We start from the raw sequence: 16,802 nt of genomic DNA on the forward strand, positions 1-16,802 counted from the left end.
CGTCCCGGTGAAACGGCTGTGTCCCGGCGTCCACGGGGCCGGACCGCCGTTCGCGCTGCGCAGGGAGCTTCCATGGAGAAGGGGTACGAGGCTTTCGTCCTGGGCGACTCCTGCTTCTACGACCGCCCGGACAGGGCTTCCGCGACGCCTGTGTCCTACGCGGCGGCCGAGCGGCCGCTGCCGGAGGGGTGGCAGACCACGGTCTTCGGGGACTGGCTTGCCTTTCACCCACCCGCGGCGGCGGGGTGCCGCAAGCCGTTCCAGGGCTGGAAGGTCCATGTCTCGGCGACCCAGCACAACGCCGAGAAGGTCGCGTCGACGGTGTGGACGTACTGCACGGAACGGGCTGTCGCCTTCAAGTTCGTGCCCCGGCCGCACCTTTGGCACCTCCGCAACAGCAAGTACGCCGCCAGGCACGGGAGCGGGAAGTTCGCCACGCTCTACCCGGCCGACGAACGGCAGTTGCACACCGTCCTGACGGAACTGGGGAGCCTGCTCGAGGGCGAGCCGGGCCCCTACGTCCTCACCGACCTGAGGTGGGGCGACGGTCCGCTCTACGTCCGGTACGGTGCCTTCACGCTCCGGTACTGCCTCGACGAAAGCGGCGTGCGGGTACCGGCAGTCGAGAACCGGGAGGGAACGCTCGTACCCGACCGGCGCACGCCTTCCTTCCGGGTGCCCGCCTGGGTGGAACTGCCGGCGTTCCTGGAACCCGCGCTCGCCGCCCGCAACGCCGTCACCACCGCCGGCCTTCCCTACCGGATCGACCAGGCGCTGCACTACTCCAACGGCGGTGGTGTCTACACGGCCACCGACACCCGCACCGGTGACAAGGTCGTCCTGAAGGAGGCCCGACCGCACGCGGGGCTCGCCGCTGACGGCGCCGATGCCGTCACCCGCCTCGCCCGGGAGAGGAACGCCCTGCAGCGTCTCGACGGCCTCGGCGTCGCGCCCGGTTTCAGGGACTGGCTGGTCGTGGGGGATCACCGGTTCCTGGTCATGGAGTTCCTGCCCGGCACGCCCCTCAACGAGTGCCTGGCCCGCCGCTTCCCGCTCTACGGGCCGGCTCCCGCACCGGCGGACGTGGCCGGCTACACGGCGTGGGCCATGGACATCCACCAGCGGGTCGAGCGGGCCGTCCGGGCCGTGCACAGCCGTGGACTCGTCTTCCACGACCTGCACCTGTTCAACATCATGGTCACCGACGACGGAACCACACGGCTCCTCGACTTCGAAGCCGCAAGCGATGCCGCGACCTCCGGGCGCCAGACCATGGCCAGCCCCGCCTTCGCCGCGCCCCCCGACAGGCGGGGCGTCGCCGTGGACCGCTACGCCCTGGCCTGCCTGCGCCTGGCCCTGTTCATGCCCATGACCTCCCTGCTGGCCATCGACCGGACCAAGGCCGTCAGCCTGGCCAGGGCGATCACCGAAGTCTTCCCCGTCCCGCGGGAGTGGCTCGCCGAGGCGGTGGCCGAGATTCTCCGGCCCGCCGCCGGGGCCCCCTCGGCAGGACACCTTCCCGCCCAGCCCGTACAGCACGACCCCGGCACGACGGTCCCGCCCGCCGACTGGCCCCGAAGCCGTGACTCGATGGTCCGGGCGCTTCTCGCCAGTGCCACCCCCCACCGCGGCGACCGCCTCCACCCCGGGGACATCGCCCAGTTCGGTGACGGCGGAGGGCTTGGCCTGGCCCACGGCGCCGCAGGAGTCCTCTACGTCCTCGACGAAGTCGGCGCCCCTCGCCACGAGGCGGGTGAACGATGGCTGCTGGAGCGCACGGAGGCGCCGAAGCCGACGACGCCCCTCGGTCTCTACGACGGCCTGTCCGGCGTCGCCTACGTGCTGGACCGCCTCGGGTACCGGGACCGCGCCCTGGAGCTGATCGACCGCATCCTCCACGCACCCTGGGAGCAGCTCGGCACCGACCTGCACGGTGGCCTGCCCGGCATCGTCGTCGTGCTGAGCGACTTCGCCCGGAGCGCCGCTGACAGCACGCTGGAGGGCCTTGCCCTGAAGGGCGCCGACATCCTCGCCGACCGCCTCTCCCAGTACGAGTCCACGCCTCATCGGCGCGCCGGTCTGATGCGCGGCCTCACCGGCACCGCCCTGGCCTTCCTGCGGCTGCACGAACACACCGGTGACACACGCCTGCTCGACCTCGCCCGCCGCGCGCTCGCCTCCGACCTGGACCGCTGCGTGAGCACCGACCACGGCCTGCACGTCGGCGAAGGCCGGCGCTCCCTGCCCTATCTCGGCGACGGCAGCGCAGGCATCGGCATGGTCATCGACGACTACCTCGCCCACCGTGCGGACGACGACCTCCTCCGGGCACGTTCGGCCATCCTCACCGCCGCGCGCAGCACCTACTACGCCCAGCCCGGCCTGTGCCAAGGCAGAGCCGGACTCCTGCACCACCTGGCCCGGACACCCGGCAACGAACACCTCCGGGCCGACATCGACTCCCACGTCCACCGCATGCACTGGTACGCCATGTCCTACCGGGGGCACCTGGCCTTCCCCGGACACCAGATGATGCGTCTGTCGATGGACCTCGCCACCGGCACCGCCGGCGTCCTCCTCGCCCTCGACTCCGCCCTGGGCGGCCGACGCTCCGCACTTCCCTTCCTTCCCAGCCCCGCCCTCCTCGGCGGCACGCCCGGGAACACCGCCGGGACACGGACCACCGGCCACCCCCCATGCTCGCCGGCGACCACCCGGCGATGACCCGCGAGAAGGAAAGGAACCCATCATGATCCTGCTCGACCTGCAGACCCTGGAGCCGGAGGAGACCCCGGAGGTGCAGGACGCCTCCATCGACATCGGGGACAGCGCCGTCAGCCTCCTGCTCTGCCTATAGGCTGCCAGCACACCCAGTGACCCCGCTATTGGACGCCCCACAGGGCCGCCGGCAGCACCGCTCCGCCCGAGGTCGGCACAGCGGTGCTGCCGGCGACTGGAGGCTCTGCCGGGGACCGGGCCGGGGCTCGCGTCGGTGTGGCAGCCGCGTTCGTCGGGGACCTGCGCCGCCCGGCAGCGGTCCCGATCGGACGTCCATGCTCTGGGCAGGTAGAGCTCCCGGTCCGCCAGGGCCCGGACGGAGCCGGTGGCGTAGGCGGCGAACACCCGGATCTGACAGGTGTCGATCATTCCCGAAGCGCCGGTGTATTGCCGGCCCACCCCGGCCGACGTGGTGCCCTTCTTGATGAACCCGGTGTCGTCGATGATCAGAACCCCTCCTGGGCCGAGCCGTCCGCCGACGTAGGCACGGACATCGTCACGCAGAGCGTCCGCGTCCGGGCTGCTCCGCCGGCCACCCCGTCGCATGGGCGTCGTTCGACGAGGGCCACATCGCCGCACCCCAGGACGGCGCCGACGGCGACAGCGGCTCCAGGACCTGGGTACCGGGTGAGATCTGGACGTTCTTCATCCGGTTCTGACACCTTCGCCCGGTACCGGGTCAGACACCGCCCACCGTCAGCGCTCTGTTGCCCCTCGCCGCCGCCGGGGTCAAGTTCACTACCGACGGATGCGCCACCCGCCGGCTCGTCTGGTTCTGGTACGCGTTGTGAGTGCGGCCTGCGCCGCAGCGAGGTTGTCGCGGCTGGTGAGGGTGTCGGGGTGGTCCGGTCCGAGGACGCGCTCGCGGTCGGCGAGGGTCCGGCGGTGGAGGTCTGCCGCTTCCGGGTACTTGCCCAGGCCGCAGAGGGTGTTGGCAAGGTTGCTGCGGCTGATGAGGGTGCCGGGGTGGTCCGGACCGAGGACGCGCTCGCGGTCGGCGAGGGTCCGGCGGTGGAGGTCTGCGGCCTCCTGGTACTCGCCGAGGCACTCCAGGGCATAGGCGAGGCTGCTTCGGCTGGTGAGGGTGTCGGGGTGGTCGGGTCCGAGGATGCGCTCCCGGTCGGCGAGGATACGGCGGTGGAGGTCTGCCGCTTCCCGGTAGTGGCCCAGGCCACGCAGGGCGCTGGCAAGGTTGTTGCGGCTGTTCAGAGTGCGGGGGTGGTCGGCTCCCAGGACGCGTTCGCGGTCGGTGACGTTACGGCGGTGGAGGTCTGCGGCCTCCTGGTACTCGCCGAAGCCCTCCAGGGCATAGGCGAGATTGTTGCGGCTGATGAGGGTGCCGGGATGGTCGGGACCGAGGATGCGCTCCCGGTCGGCGAGGGTACGGCGGTGGAGTTCTGCGGCCTCCTGGTAGCGGCCCAGGCCACGCAGGGCGTAGGCGAGGTTGTCGCGGCTGGTGAGGGTGTCGGGGTGGTCCGGTCCGAGGATGCGCTCGCGATCGGTGAAGGTACGGCGGTGGAGTTCTGCGGCCTCCTGGTAGCGGCCCAGGCCACGCAGGGCGCCGGCGAAGTTGTCGCGGCTGGTGAGGGTGTCCGGGTGGTCCGGTCCGAGGACGCGCTCGCGATCGGTGATCGTACGTTGGTGGAGGTCTGCGCCTTCCTGATACCGGCCAAGGTCGCGCAGGGCGAGCGCGAGGTTTTCGCGGCTGAGCAGGGTTTCCGGATGATCGGGGCCGAGGTGACGGGAAGCGGCATCGAGAATGTGCTGGTACAGAAGGCGTACCTCGGTGGCGGCACCGGCATCGTTCAGAAGGTCGGCCAGACGCTTGAGGGGTGCGCAGTCGACAGCGAAGTTCTCACTGGTGGTACGAGACAGGATCAGCGGCAGGTGCGGAGTGAGGAGACGAGCGGTGGGCCAGCCGGCGCGTTCGGTCCGGACCGTCTCGTCGACGGCGCGAGTGAGGTGGGCGTGCAGGGCGATCAGCCACGGCCCCCGGTCGCTCTCGGGCAGGGCGAGAGCCATGACTTCACGGACCAGCGGATGCAGCACGATGTGACCGACGCTGATTGAGTCCGTCCCGCCGCCCGCGGTGTTCGCTGTTGCGGAGGCGAGGAGGCCGTACTGGTATAGACCAGCGAGCGCGGTCTCCAGCGCCTGGGCCGTGACGGCCTGGCCGGTGGCGTCGGCCAGAAGCCCGGCTGTGATCAGCGAACGAGGGATGGGGGCGGCTTCGAACAGGGCCAAGAGGTGGAGGAGAGGGCGGGCGTGGGTGGAGCCGTCGGCGTGGAGCTGGTCCAGGGAAAGGTCCCAGGTGTGACGGGCGACGGCGCGGGCGATGGCGGGGTCTGCGGCCTGGGGGTGGGAGGCGCCGATGAGGTCGCCGAACTCCCGCTCCAGGGCGTCGTGGTAGGCAGCGAAGGTGGTATAGCGGCTGGTGAGGGATGCGAGGTAGTGGCCGGCAGCGTTCAGAGCCAGCGGTAACCCACCCAGCCGCGCCCCGAGCGCTCGGGCCTCATCAGCCGTCCCGGCGTCCGGGGCCGCGTCCCGCAGGACCGACCCTGCCGCGACATCGTCCAGGGGCTGCAGGTGCACGATCTCGGCTTGGGGGCCCCAGGTGGCGGGGGATGTGTCACGGCTGGTGACGAGGAGCAGGCCGGACCCACCGGGGCGCAGCCATCCCCGGTAGACGGCCACCGGATCACTGTGCGTACCCACACAGGCGGGGGTATCGACGTTGTCCACGACGATCACCCATCCCGTCGTCGACGTCAGGTGCTCCCAGACGACATCGACCAACACGGTCCGGCCCTGCTGGGCTTCGTTGAGGCGGGTGTCGGCGAGTCCGAGGATCTGGGCGATGCGGGTGAGGTCGTCGGCGAGCCGGGCGCGGTCGTCCTGCCAGCGCACCCAGAACACCGCCTGTCCTGCCTGCTCGGCCTGGCGGGCGGTTTCGGCGGCGAGCGTGGTCTTGCCCAGGCCGCCCGCCCCGCACACCACTGCCAGTCCATCGCCGCCTCCCCGAACGAGCCGCCGCAGCGCGGCCAGTTCCTGGTCGCGGCCACGTACGGGGGTTTGCGGCCGGGGCGGCTGGTAGGAGGAATGCCGGGCCGCGGCAGAGATCCAGTCCCGGCCGGTCCCGCTCCCTCCTGTCGGCGCCTCCGAGCCCGCAGGGGTGCGGAGGGCATAGAGGGAGACCAGCAGGCTGATCAGGCCGATGACGCCGCCAGCGACACTGGAGGTCTGATCCGCCCTGTCCAGCCCGAAGCGCGCGCCCGCCCAGACGATCAATCCCAGCAGACCGGCCGACAGCAGCGTCAGCAGCAGGCGCCCCAGCACCCACTGCCATCGCCCTGTGCCCACATTCCTGGCCCACCCCGTCACCACCACGCGGCCCCCTCTCATTACCTTCTGCGACCGAAGCATCACCCGAGGGTGGTTGCGCCCGGGCCCAGATGCAGACTTTGGTACGCAGCCGTGACCGCTCCGGGCATGCAGGTGCGGGGGATCGTGGCGTGGACCTTTCAATCGAACGACATCGTCACCCTCTGCGCCCGCTCCCCAAGAAGGGTGCCTGAACCGAGAACTGACACCGGTCAGGTGCCCACGTTTTCGGTGCCGTCATGGTGGCTGGCATCGGAGGGTTTCAAGGGTCAGCGAAGTAGGCTCCTGCCTATGGGTGCGTTCTTACCGTTCCTGATCTTGGTTGCGATCCTCGCAGTGGTCCTGGGCTTCTTTGCGTGGCTGGCATCACGTATTCGTCGCCGGGGCCTCGCGGGCGGGGCCATGAGTGCAGCCCTGGCCTCGTACGAGGAGGCGTTCCGTATCACGGCTCACCAATCTCACGTTGAGATCCGAGCTCAGGCGGAGCGCAGGGCGCCGATCCTCTCGCCTGATGATCACTGGGGGCGAAGCCCTGGCGAAGCCGGTCCTGCAGAAGCAGAGGATCGTCGGCCGCTTCGGCCGCGTTCTCGCCGGTCACGACGGGGTCATGGCCGCTGGGCCGTTCGGCTGAGGCGCGGTCGTTGACCAGTGGACACAGCGTTGGTGGTTGCGGCAGTAGCGATTGCGCTGGACGTCGCGGTGTTCCTGGCAGATCGTGTTCTGCTGGCGATAGAGCCAAGGGGCAAACGGTCCACATCGAGCAGTGGCACGCCCGGTTCAACGAGCGGGTAGATCGGGAGAGTTCAGAGCCTGCGGGTGATGTGCTGCTCCCACCGGTAGACCCAGCCCTCGTGCTCGGGGATGCCCGGGGCGGGCACGGCCTGCGCCCTCGGGCAGCGTGATCTCTTCCGGGCCCCTGGAGGATGTCGAGCACGTCGAGGATGTGGCCGGTGCCGCGGACGAGGCGGAACATCTCGGAGATGTGCACGGTCTCGCCGGGACGGGCGTAGCCGAGGAGCGCACGGAACTTCGGACGATGGAGGGGGTGGAGGCGACTGGATTTGCCTGGGTCCTCCTCGGGCGGAAGGTCGGACCCTATCTGTCATAAAACCCTGTCAGTAATCGCCATCGGATCTGATTGGATCGGGCCGCCGCGAACCCCAGGTGTGGCCCAGCGTTGAAAATGCCGACGAAGGCGAAGTTCACGATGCCGACGAATGTGACGGCGACGCCCCACCTGCAGGACACCCGTGGCCAATGACCCATCGCGAAGGAACTGAACAAATGCCGCGTGCAGAAAGCTGCCGATGCCTTGTCCCCAAAAGGGCAGGGCGGACGTGAATCTGGTGGAGCTGACCCACAGTTGTGGCATCGACGTCGGCTTCGTAGGGAGGGCCCATAGCTAAAATGCCCACCAACTCGCCCTCTCGTTCCGCGCACAACACAGTCCGGTCGCTGGACTGGACGGCACGCATCCAGCTCTCCCGCCGGCTGGAGCGCGCGTCGGGGGAAATGAGCTCCACGTCCGACACTCCGCCTGCCTGGTAGTACGCCGTTCGTGCCAGAGTGTGCAGGTCAGTGATCCTGTCCACGTCATCAGGGTTCGCAGTTCGCAAGAACGTCTGAGGAGTCGTCATGATCCGGTGACGCGCTTACCGGGATCAATGGTTCCCCTCAGAGGATCCGTGCTGGTGGTTCAGTCGCCGACCACCTCGCTCACGGACGCGCGGGCGGCGGGCTGGTCGACCAGGTCCTTGCCGGTCGCGAAGGAGGCGACGAGGGCCTGGAGGGCGAGGTTGTCGTGTGGCTCAGCGAGAGGGCGTCCTCGGGGAACAACTGGTCCGGGGGCACGGCGATCTTTAGGTGGTGGGGCGACGTAGCTCGGAGCCGTTCGAACAGCGCAGACTGGCACACGACAGTCCCACGCGGGCTTGTACCGAACGCATCCAGAGGGCCTGCGGCACCGGGCTCGTACCGGAGGTCGAAGGCCACATAGACGCCGGTCCGGGCCTCCTCGTCCTCCAGCTCGTGCAACGTGGCCAGGCACTCGCGCGGATCGTGGTCCGCACCAACCTGCGTGAACGTCTCCATCGGCCGCGTCCGCAGTGCCACCCGGTAGACCCCCTCCGCATCAGTCCGTACAGCTCCGCCCAGGTCGCCCAGACCCGACGCTGGTTGCTCACCGCGTCGATCAACGGGCCATCGACGTCTAACGAGCGTACTTACCGCGCAGTTCACTGGTCACGCATCATTCATGCCAGCCCGCAGGCAGGCATAGCGGGACAGCCTTTGGGTGGTCCGGCGCGTGTTCAACAGTGGGGCACGCCGTTCGGTCGGCTGCCTCGCCGCTGGGTGAACCTGGTGTCGAGTGACGTCGACCTGGATGCAGGCGTCGCCGCAGTCTGACTTGTCTGGCGTCCTGGATCCGCGAGAGCAGAGACGCATACCTCACTGACTGAGCGTTGCGGCGAGAAGCGGCAGCGCACAGCTCGTGGGAGTGCGTCGTGCGGTGACCTGCCAGCCGAGAGGCTGACGGTGGGCCAGCTGGGGCAGGTCAGCATGATCGAGCTCGGCGGAGGCGCAGGTTGCCTGAGTTTCGCCTATCGCCTTCGGCATCGTCATCCGGACTTCTTGGGGATCGTGGGTCGGGTGTCCCTGTCCACGGGCCAAGGGAGATACGTCCGCTCCTCGTGGCTGTGGAGGTGACGGCTCGGAACTCTCCAGGTTTGGCCCTCACGACAGTAGACCGAGTGTGTGCCAAGCTCTCCCGCCGACGCGGGAGAGCTCGGCGCTGCCTACAGACGGTGGCCTTCAGGCGGTGCCCTTTATCCAGTCATCGCAGTAACGGACTTTGCCGTACTGGCCCTTCTGGCTGCACGCGCGGAAGTAGACGACCTGACCTTCCCGGTAGTCCTCGTAGCGAGCGGCAGGCCAATCCTGGCCGCTCCAGTGCATGGTCTCGACCTCGTCGCCCTTCTTCTTGTACTGAAGCGCGACCCCGATTCCTTCCGGGACCAAGTCCTTGAGCTGGTACCAGTCGCCGTAACTGTGGAAGGTCGCCTTGGCGGTGGTGGTCGTGTTGTACGAGGTGTACACCTTGTGACCAGCCGCACTCGCGGGCGCGGCCGCGAGCGTGGCCGCAGTGGCCCCCATGGCCACCGCCGCGACGACGGTTCGCAGAGCTGTACGCAAGTCAGAGTCCTCCATTGGTTGTCGATCTTGAACCCTAGAGAGGCCGAGGAACGTACGTGGCGGCTTTCACGACTCCTCCCGCACACGGTCAACCCGCCTACGCAAGGTGACTCCTTGATCGAGGAGGTGCGGCCAGTCCGGCCGCCATCCGAACACCGCACCCGCCCTTCACGGTGGCCGTGAAGGCCGCCTGGGGGAGGGGGTGCCCGCACCATCAGGGCGACTTCTTGTCCGCTTCCGCATCTGCCGCCGCCCGCCGCCCGCTGTCTCGCCGCCGCCACGCTCGCGGCCGGCGCTCGGCGCTCGGCTCTCGGTGGCGGCGCTGCCGGCGTCCGCGGCCGACCACGCCCGCCCGCACCACCCGAGCGTGGAGATCTCGGCTGTCCAGTACGACTCCCCGGGACGGGACGACTCTCCAACCGCTCGCTGAACAAGGAGTGTGTGGAACTCACCAACACCACACGCCACGCGGTCAGTCTCGACGGCTGGACCCTGAAGGACGACTCCGGCTCCACCTTCACCTTCGACCACTACCGTCTGGCCGGGCGTGCGAGTGTCCGCGTCGACACCTCTGAGGGCCGCGACACCCGCGCCGACCTGCTCCAGGACCGCCGCGCCTACGTGTGGAACAACGACCACGACACCGCGACCCTACGCAGCGGCAATGCTCCTGGCGCGACCGGCTCTGAGAGGCAGGGTTGCGTCGAAAGAGCCTGCTGCCTGTGCCGGTACTGATAGGTCCCACCTATACGGGGCATCGATTTTTGGTCGTGGACCCCTCATCTGTGGCCCGGTTCACTGTGGCGAAAGTCGGCGCGGACCGATCGGGCTCGGTGTCGCGCGATCAGGGAGGCTGCAATGACGCATACCCCGGGCAACGGACGAGCCGAACAGGCCGCGCGTATCGCGGCGAAGCCGTGGTACCGGCAGTTGTACGTCCAGGTGCTGGTGGCGATCGTGATCGGCATCGTGTTGGGCTGGAAGTGGCCGGATCTGGCCACCGACATGGAGCCGATCGGCACGACGTTCATCACCGCGATGAAGATGCTCATCGGCCCGATCGTCTTCCTGACGATCATCGGCGGCATAGCCGGAGTCGCCGACCTGAAGAAGGTCGGACGCACCGGCATCAAGGCGCTGACCTACTTCCAGGTCGGCACCATCCTCGCCTTGCTCACCGGTCTCGTGGCGATCAACCTCTTCCGGCTCGGCGACGGCGTGCACGCCGACCCGTCGACACTGCGGACGTCGGGCGACGCGAGCCAGTACATCGAGAAGGGTGAGCACCAGCACTGGTGGGAGTTCCTCACGAACCTGGTGCCGAACAGCTTCTTCGGCCCGTTCGTCGAGGGCGACATCCTCCAGGTCATCTTCCTGGCCGTGACCTTCGGTATCGCGCTGAAGATGGTGGGGAAGACGGGCGAGCCGCTCATCGCGGCCGTGGGGCAACTGACCGAGGTCGTCTTCAAGGTCCTGTCCTTCGTCATGAAGGCCGCGCCGCTGGGTGCCTTCGGTGCGATGTCGTACGCCATCGGGAAGTTCGGCCTGTCCACGCTGACCAGCCTCGGTTCGCTGATCCTCCTCTTCTACGTCACGTCGGCGCTGTTCGTCGTGGTCGTGCTCGGCGGTGTGCTCGCCCTGTACGTGCGGCTGAACATCTTCCAGCTCTTCCGCTACTTCAAGGAGGAGTTCTGGCTGATCCTCGGCACCTCGACCGCCGAGCCCGCGCTGCCTGGGCTGATGCGCAAGCTGCAGTTCATGGGGGCGGAGCGGTCCACGGTCGGTCTGGTGGTGCCGACCGGCTACAGCTTCAATCTCGACGGCGCGGCGATCTACCTCTCGCTGGCCACCCTCTACATCGCCCAGGCCACCGACACCTCCCTGTCCATCGGGCAGCAACTTGGGCTCCTGGCGGTCATGTTGCTGACCTCCAAGGGCGCGGCAGGCGTCGCGGGCGGTGGTTTCATCGCCCTGACCGCGACCCTGTCGACGGTCGGTACCGTCCCGGCAGCGGGCATCATGCTCATCTTCGGCATCGACAAGTTCATGTCCGAGTGCCGGGCCCTGGTGAACTTCTTCGGCAACGCCGTCGCCACCCTGTTCATCGCCAAGTGGGAGAACGGCCTGGACCTGGAGCGGGCCCGGCTGGTGTTGGCCGGCAAGGCGGGCGAGCCGCCTCTGACCACCGAAACCGAAGACGTCATCATCGAAGCCGAAGCCGAAGCCGAAGTCGAAGCCGAAGCCGAAGTCGAAGCCGAAGCCGAAGCCGAAGCCGAAGCCGAAGCTGTCCGGCCGGTCGCCGCGTCCCCTGCCCCGCAGACCGCCCAGGTGACGTCCTGATGGTGTCCGTACTGATCGCCCCGGACAAGTTCAAGGGCTCCCTCAGCGCCGACGAGGTCGCCCGCGCACTGGAACGCGGGCTGCTGGAGGCCGCCCCCCTGACTCGGGTCGTCCGACTCGCGTTGGCGGACGGCGGCGAGGGGAGCGTGGCCGCCGCCTGCGCGGGCCGGTTCAGCTGCGAGAAGACCACGGTGACCGGGCCGACCGGTCGGCCCGTCACGGCCGAGGTCGCGGTGCGCGGCCGTACCGTTCTCATCGAGGCGGCGGCCATCTGCGGACTCGGGATTCTGCCGGGCGGGCGCAAGGCGCCCCTCACGGCCGCCAGCCAGGGCATCGGCGAGGCCGTTCAGTACGCGCTGGCGGGCGGGGCGGACACGATCGTCCTCGCGCTCGGCGGAGTGGCCACCACCGACGGCGGCGCGGGCCTGCTGCAGTCCCTCGGTGCGACGCTGGCCGGGGAGGACGGCACACCGATCGGCCCGGGCGGCGCAGGACTCGCCGCTCTCCGCACGGCTTACCTCGCCGAGGCCCGCGCGGCCTTGGCGGGAGTGGACCTCGTCCTCGCCACCGACGTGGACAACCCGCTGCTCGGGGCGGGCGGCGCGGCCGCCGTCTACGGCCCCCAGAAGGGGGCGACCGCGAGCGAGGTGCGGGAACTGGACGACGCGCTCGCCGGCTTCGTACGGCGACTGCAAGCGGCGGGCGTCGTGGCAGCGGCAACTCTCGCCGATGTCCCCGGCGCCGGAGCGGCCGGCGGCCTCGGGTATGCCGGGATGCTGCTGGGCGGGCGGGTGCGCTCGGGGGCCGACTACTTCCTCACCCTGCTCGGTGCCGACGAACTGCTGGCCGGGAGCGACTTCGTCATCACCGGCGAAGGCAGCCTCGACGAGCAGTCCCTGTCGGGCAAGCTGCCCATCGCGCTCGCCCGGCGGGCCCGTCGCCAGGGCACACCGGTGCACGCGGTGGCCGGCCGCTGCGCTCTTCCCGCCGACGGGACCGCTGCCCACTTTCGCTCCGTCCAGGCCCTCACGGACCTGACCGACCTGGACTGCGCGAACGACAGCGCCCTGTCGGCGCACCTGCTCGCCCAGTGCGGGCGGACCCTCGCCGGCCGCTGGATCGGACGCGGAGGAACCGAAACCGGCAGATAGGCTCGCTCCGCCCGTCGTACCAACACAGAGCGGGGAGACGCCGTGGACGCCCGGCAACTGGAGTACTTCCTGGCCATCGTCGAGCACGGCGGTTTCAGCAAGGCCGCCGCCGCCCTCCACGTGGCCCAGCCGTCGCTGTCCCAGGCGATGGCGAACCTGGAGGCCGATCTCGGGGTGGCCCTCTTCCACCGCGTGGGACGGGGCGTCGTACTGAGCGAAGCCGGCCAGGAACTTCTGGAGCCGAGCCGGCGCGTGCTGAGGGACCTGGCCGCCGTACGGGACACCGCGGCCGCGCTCGCCGGGCTGCACGGCGGCAGCGTCGAGGTCGCCACCATGCCCTCACCCAGCATCGAACCGCTCACCACCCTCATCCAACGCTTCACCGAGCTGCACCCGTCGGTGACGGTGAGCACCCAGGCCGCCTTCACTCCGGACGAGGTCGTCTCCCTGGTGCGCAGCGGCGCCTGCGAACTGGGCCTGCTGGGCAGCGCCGCCCCCGTGCACCCCTCCGGGCTGGACGTCCTGCACGTCGAGGACCAGCCGTTCGTGGTCGTCGCCGCACCCGGCGGGACGATCGAGGACGACGTCACGATCCGGCCCGAGCACCTGGCCGGCCAGAAGCTCATCGCCTCCCGCACCGGCAGCCTGATGCGCAGCATCGTGGACGACATCACGGCGGGAAGCACCGGCACGGAGATCGTGACGGTCGTCGACCACCGCACGTCGATACTTCCGCTGGTCCTCACCGGGGTGGGAGTCGCGGTCCTGCCCTCCTCCTGGGCCCGGCTGGCCCGCCGCTGCGGTGCCGTGGTCGCCCCCATCGAGCCGACCGCCCACCTCCACGTGGCCATGGTCAGCTTGCCCGCGCACCTGACACCGGCCGCGCGGGCGTTCCTCGCTCTCACCAGGTCGCTGGCAGAGCGGCGGGCACGCCCCGCCTGACGCGGGACCGATCGGCGACGCCTATACGTCGTATTGAAAGCAGGTCTTGGACGCGCCGTGACGTCGGTGTGTTGACTCGAACCGACCGCACGAAAGCGAGCCGGAGGCACCCATGACAGCCGCACCCCGCACGTTCCGCATCGCCGCCATCCCCGCCGACGGGGTGGGCAAGGAAGTCGTCGCCGCCGGGCGAACCGTCCTGGACGCCCTGGCCGAGAACTCCCAGGACTCCGCCGCCCCCTTCGCCTTCGCCTGGGAGGAGTTCCCGTGGGGCTGCGACTTCTACGAGCGCACCGGCAAGATGATCGACGACGACGGCCTGGAGCGGCTCAAGGACTTCGACGCGATCTACTTCGGCGCGGTCGGCTGGCCCAATGTCCCCGACCACATCAGCCTGTGGGGACTGCGCCTGAAGATCTGCCAGAACTTCGACCAGTGGGCCAACGTCCGGCCCGTGCACTTCCTGCCGGGCGTCCAGAGCCCGCTGCGCAAGGCCGACGACACGGACCTCGACTGGGTCGTCGTCCGCGAGAACAGCGAGGGCGAGTACGCGGGCCTCGGCGGCCGCAACCTCGGTGGACGCGGGCCCGGCGGTGAAGTCGCCGTCCAGTCGGCCCTGTTCACCGAGGTGGGCTGCGAACGGATCATGCGGTTCGCCTTCGACCTGGCCCGTACGCGCAGCCGCCGCAAGGTCTCCTCGGTGACGAAGAGCAATGCCCAGCAGTACGGCATGGTCCTGTGGGACGACGTCTTCAAGCGTGTCGCCGCCGACTACCCGGACGTCGAGACCGAGAGCGTGCTCGTGGACGCGATGTCCGCGAAGTTCGTCCTCAAGCCCGAGGATCTCTCGGTCGTCGTCGCCTCCAACCTCAACGCCGACATCCTCTCCGACCTCGGCAGCGCACTGGCCGGCAGCCTGGGCCTGGCAGCGAGCGCCAACCTCAACCCCGAGCGCCGCTTCCCCAGCATGTTCGAGCCGGTCCACGGCTCCGCCCCGGACATCGCCGGGCAGGGCCTGGCCAACCCGATCGGCGCGGTCGGCAGCGCCGCGCTGATGCTGGAGCACTTCGGTCTGCCCGACCAGGCGGCCCGCCTGAACAAAGCGATCGAGGTCACGACCGCCGCGGGCATCCTCACCCGCGACGTCGGCGGCACGGCCACGACCGAGGACGTGACCAAGGCGCTGATCGACGCGCTCAACGCCTGACAGTCCGCAGCAAGCCGCGACCGTCACCGTGGGGTTCATGAACGCCCTGGAGTTGGTGGCGAGGACGGATGTCACCTGGTTGCGGATCGCGGCTTCGGCGTCGGTCTCCGCTCGACTGCTCATGCCCCGGCTTGCGCTCCGCTCGCCGCGTGCCGACTGCGTCTCGTCGTCCACTCGAGGGGGAAGCCGGGATCAACCACCCAGTCCAGTAGGCCTGTGGGGCGGCGACGGGGACGGAACGTGGGAAGGATGTCCTGCGCTTCCGCTGCGCCGTCGCCGCACGGCACGGCACGGTTCCAGGCAGCCGCGGCGGTGTCGGAGATGCCGGACACACACGATGGGCACCGAGCGCCGGGCGATGGCGCTGTCCAACCCGGGACAGTCCGGGCTGCCGTACGCGACTCCCACACTGTGGGCCGCGATCCAGTACCTGAGACCGCGCGAGGGCGCCCCCTCGCACCGGCACAGTCAGGGGCCCCCGGTTCGTCGTGGACGGCGAGGGCGTGTGGACGAATGTCGACGGCGACCGCTACGAAGTCCCCCTGGACCACGCCCAGGTGGAGCGCTGACGTCCTCAAGCAGGAGTCGGGCGCGGCTCCACCAGCGGCCGACGGTCACCGCTGCGCGGGCAGGCGGTGACCGTCTTGTGCACGCGAGGTTCAGCAACAGCCTGTCGTACGCGTGCTCGTGGCAGACGTCGTCGTCATTGCGGGGGTGGCGGCCTCCTGGTCCTGGGCGATGCGGCCGCGCAGCATGGTCTCCACGATCTTCATGTAGCGCTGTGCCGCCGAGGTGCCCACGATGAACGGGTTCTCGCGACCGTCAGGCGCACTGCGCAGCTGCTCGATGCGCTCGAGGCCGTAGTCGGCGAAGCCGTGGTTGCTGAGTTCGATGTCGACGCCTGCCCGCCTCATCCGGGAGGCGAAGGTGAGGGCGGAGGAGAGGTAGGTCTCCTTGCTCGCGGTGGCCGCGGGCGGGTTGGTCCCGCCCCACAGCATCGCGGTGTGGGCGCGGCCCCGCCAACGGGCCGGGAAGATCGGCGAGATGGTGCCGGGTGTGTGGCCCGGCGTGTGGTTGAGTGTCACGGTGGTACCGCCCACCGTCAGCTTCTGGCCGTCGGCGATGTCCAGGTCGCGGGCGGGCGCGTTGGCCGGGTTCGTGGAGGCGACGAGGTCCCAGTCGGCCGGGGCCATCATGACCCGGCTGCCGTACTGGTCGGCCAGGTACTGGGCGCCACCGAAGTGGTCGCCGTGGCCGTGGGTGACGACGACGTACTTGATCGTCGAGGGGTCGGCCCCGAGGCTGCGCAGTCCCGTGACGATGTACTGCTCTGCCTCGTCCGGTGTGTTGAGGGCGTCGACGAGGATGATGCCGCCCGGGGTGAGGATCGCTGTGGCGGACACAAAACCGACGCTGAGCACGGCGACGTTGTCGAACATCCGCATGGGAGCGGGAGCTGGGGGCCTCGGCGGTGTGTAACCGGCGGTGAGCGCGCCCACGATGCTCTTGAGGTTCGGGGTGTCGCCGGCCAGTTCGGCGGCACGGTCGAAGTAGTCCTGCGCGGTGGGACCCGCGGACGCCGAAGTCTCGGCGGAGGCGCGCTCGGGAAGCAGCGACGCAGCACAGGCTGTGACAGCCGCGGCAGCGCCGAGCTGCCAGAAACGGCGACGTGTCAGGGCTTCGTGCGGGTGGACTTCGGGCGATGCCGGCTGAGTGGGGTCAGCCTGCGGCTCGTTCATGGGGGAGCTCCTCGAAATGGGGGGATGGGGGTGGTGTCGTCAGGCCTGACCGGCGCTCCGTCGCCGGTCCGC

Annotated in this window: 10 protein-coding genes and 3 pseudogenes; 8 read left to right on the forward strand and 5 right to left on the reverse strand. The window is 69.6% G+C overall.

The window, feature by feature from the left end; translation table 11 throughout:
- The first annotated feature begins 72 nt into the window (after window positions 1-72).
- Together lanKC and ABZ027_RS31425 are read left to right on the forward strand one after the other, a co-directional pair.
- Complete coding sequence (lanKC, locus tag ABZ027_RS31420; RefSeq protein ID WP_356774179.1) at window positions 73-2,724, forward strand: class III lanthionine synthetase LanKC; 2,652 nt, start codon at window positions 73-75, stop codon at window positions 2,722-2,724.
- A 25-nt stretch (window positions 2,725-2,749) separates the two neighbouring features.
- Entirely contained in the window at window positions 2,750-2,857 is a 108-nt protein-coding gene (locus ABZ027_RS31425; RefSeq protein WP_356774181.1) for a SapB/AmfS family lanthipeptide, read from the forward strand.
- A 149-nt stretch (window positions 2,858-3,006) separates the two neighbouring features.
- Here the strand turns inward: ABZ027_RS31425 and ABZ027_RS31430 are convergent.
- From ABZ027_RS31430 to ABZ027_RS31445, 4 genes and pseudogenes are all read right to left on the reverse strand, one after another.
- Window positions 3,007-3,300 (reverse strand): annotated as a pseudogene (locus ABZ027_RS31430) (transposase); the annotation flags it as partial.
- Between the two features lie 216 nt (window positions 3,301-3,516).
- On the reverse strand, window positions 3,517-6,138 hold the full coding sequence (gene fxsT / locus ABZ027_RS31435; protein WP_356774183.1) for an FxSxx-COOH system tetratricopeptide repeat protein: 2,622 nt from the start codon (window positions 6,136-6,138) through the stop codon (window positions 3,517-3,519).
- A 2,001-nt stretch (window positions 6,139-8,139) separates the two neighbouring features.
- Window positions 8,140-8,354, reverse strand: a pseudogene (locus ABZ027_RS31440) (phosphatase); the annotation flags it as partial.
- Between the two features lie 616 nt (window positions 8,355-8,970).
- Window positions 8,971-9,351 (reverse strand): hypothetical protein, encoded by a 381-nt coding sequence (locus ABZ027_RS31445; protein WP_356774185.1) that lies wholly within the window; start codon window positions 9,349-9,351, stop codon window positions 8,971-8,973.
- Window positions 9,352-9,792: 441 nt separating this feature from the next.
- On the opposite strand from ABZ027_RS31445, the gene ABZ027_RS31450 reads away from it, so the two are divergent.
- The 6 genes and pseudogenes from ABZ027_RS31450 to ABZ027_RS31475 all read left to right on the forward strand — a co-directional run.
- Window positions 9,793-10,086 carry a lamin tail domain-containing protein gene (locus ABZ027_RS31450; protein ID WP_356774187.1) on the forward strand — a complete coding sequence of 98 codons (294 nt, stop codon included), beginning with the start codon at window positions 9,793-9,795 and terminating at the stop codon, window positions 10,084-10,086.
- Between the two features lie 123 nt (window positions 10,087-10,209).
- Complete coding sequence (dctA, locus tag ABZ027_RS31455; protein WP_356774189.1) at window positions 10,210-11,691, forward strand: C4-dicarboxylate transporter DctA; 1,482 nt, start codon at window positions 10,210-10,212, stop codon at window positions 11,689-11,691.
- The gene (locus tag ABZ027_RS31460; protein WP_356774191.1) at window positions 11,691-12,842 is read left to right on the forward strand and encodes a glycerate kinase; all 1,152 of its coding nucleotides are present in this window, start codon (window positions 11,691-11,693) and stop codon (window positions 12,840-12,842) included. Before dctA ends, ABZ027_RS31460 begins: the two co-directional genes overlap by 1 nt.
- 42 nt (window positions 12,843-12,884) lie before the next feature.
- Complete coding sequence (locus ABZ027_RS31465) at window positions 12,885-13,784, forward strand: LysR family transcriptional regulator (protein WP_356774193.1); 900 nt, start codon at window positions 12,885-12,887, stop codon at window positions 13,782-13,784.
- Window positions 13,785-13,896: 112 nt separating this feature from the next.
- Entirely contained in the window at window positions 13,897-14,991 is a 1,095-nt protein-coding gene (locus ABZ027_RS31470) for a tartrate dehydrogenase (protein WP_356774195.1), read from the forward strand.
- Between the two features lie 340 nt (window positions 14,992-15,331).
- Window positions 15,332-15,539: pseudogene (locus ABZ027_RS31475) on the forward strand (cupin domain-containing protein); the annotation flags it as partial.
- 111 nt (window positions 15,540-15,650) lie between these two features.
- Here ABZ027_RS31475 and ABZ027_RS31480 read toward each other — a convergent pair.
- The gene (locus ABZ027_RS31480; RefSeq protein ID WP_356774196.1) at window positions 15,651-16,730 is read right to left on the reverse strand and encodes an MBL fold metallo-hydrolase; all 1,080 of its coding nucleotides are present in this window, start codon (window positions 16,728-16,730) and stop codon (window positions 15,651-15,653) included.
- Between the last annotated feature and the right edge of the window lie 72 nt (window positions 16,731-16,802).

The sequence above is a fragment of the Streptomyces sp. NPDC006332 genome, assembly GCF_040612855.1.
Classification (GTDB): domain Bacteria; phylum Actinomycetota; class Actinomycetes; order Streptomycetales; family Streptomycetaceae; genus Streptomyces.

Excerpts from the sequence above, each read along its gene's own strand:
- dctA (WP_356774189.1), top strand. The coding sequence starts at position 10,210 with ATGACGCATACCCCGGGCAACGGACGAGCCGAACAGGCCGCGCGTATC.
- ABZ027_RS31470 (WP_356774195.1), top strand. The coding sequence starts at position 13,897 with ATGACAGCCGCACCCCGCACGTTCCGCATCGCCGCCATCCCCGCCGAC.
- ABZ027_RS31460 (WP_356774191.1), top strand. The coding sequence starts at position 11,691 with ATGGTGTCCGTACTGATCGCCCCGGACAAGTTCAAGGGCTCCCTCAGC.
- ABZ027_RS31480 (WP_356774196.1), bottom strand. The coding sequence starts at position 16,730 with ATGAACGAGCCGCAGGCTGACCCCACTCAGCCGGCATCGCCCGAAGTC.
- lanKC (WP_356774179.1), top strand. The coding sequence starts at position 73 with ATGGAGAAGGGGTACGAGGCTTTCGTCCTGGGCGACTCCTGCTTCTAC.
- ABZ027_RS31425 (WP_356774181.1), top strand. The coding sequence starts at position 2,750 with ATGATCCTGCTCGACCTGCAGACCCTGGAGCCGGAGGAGACCCCGGAG.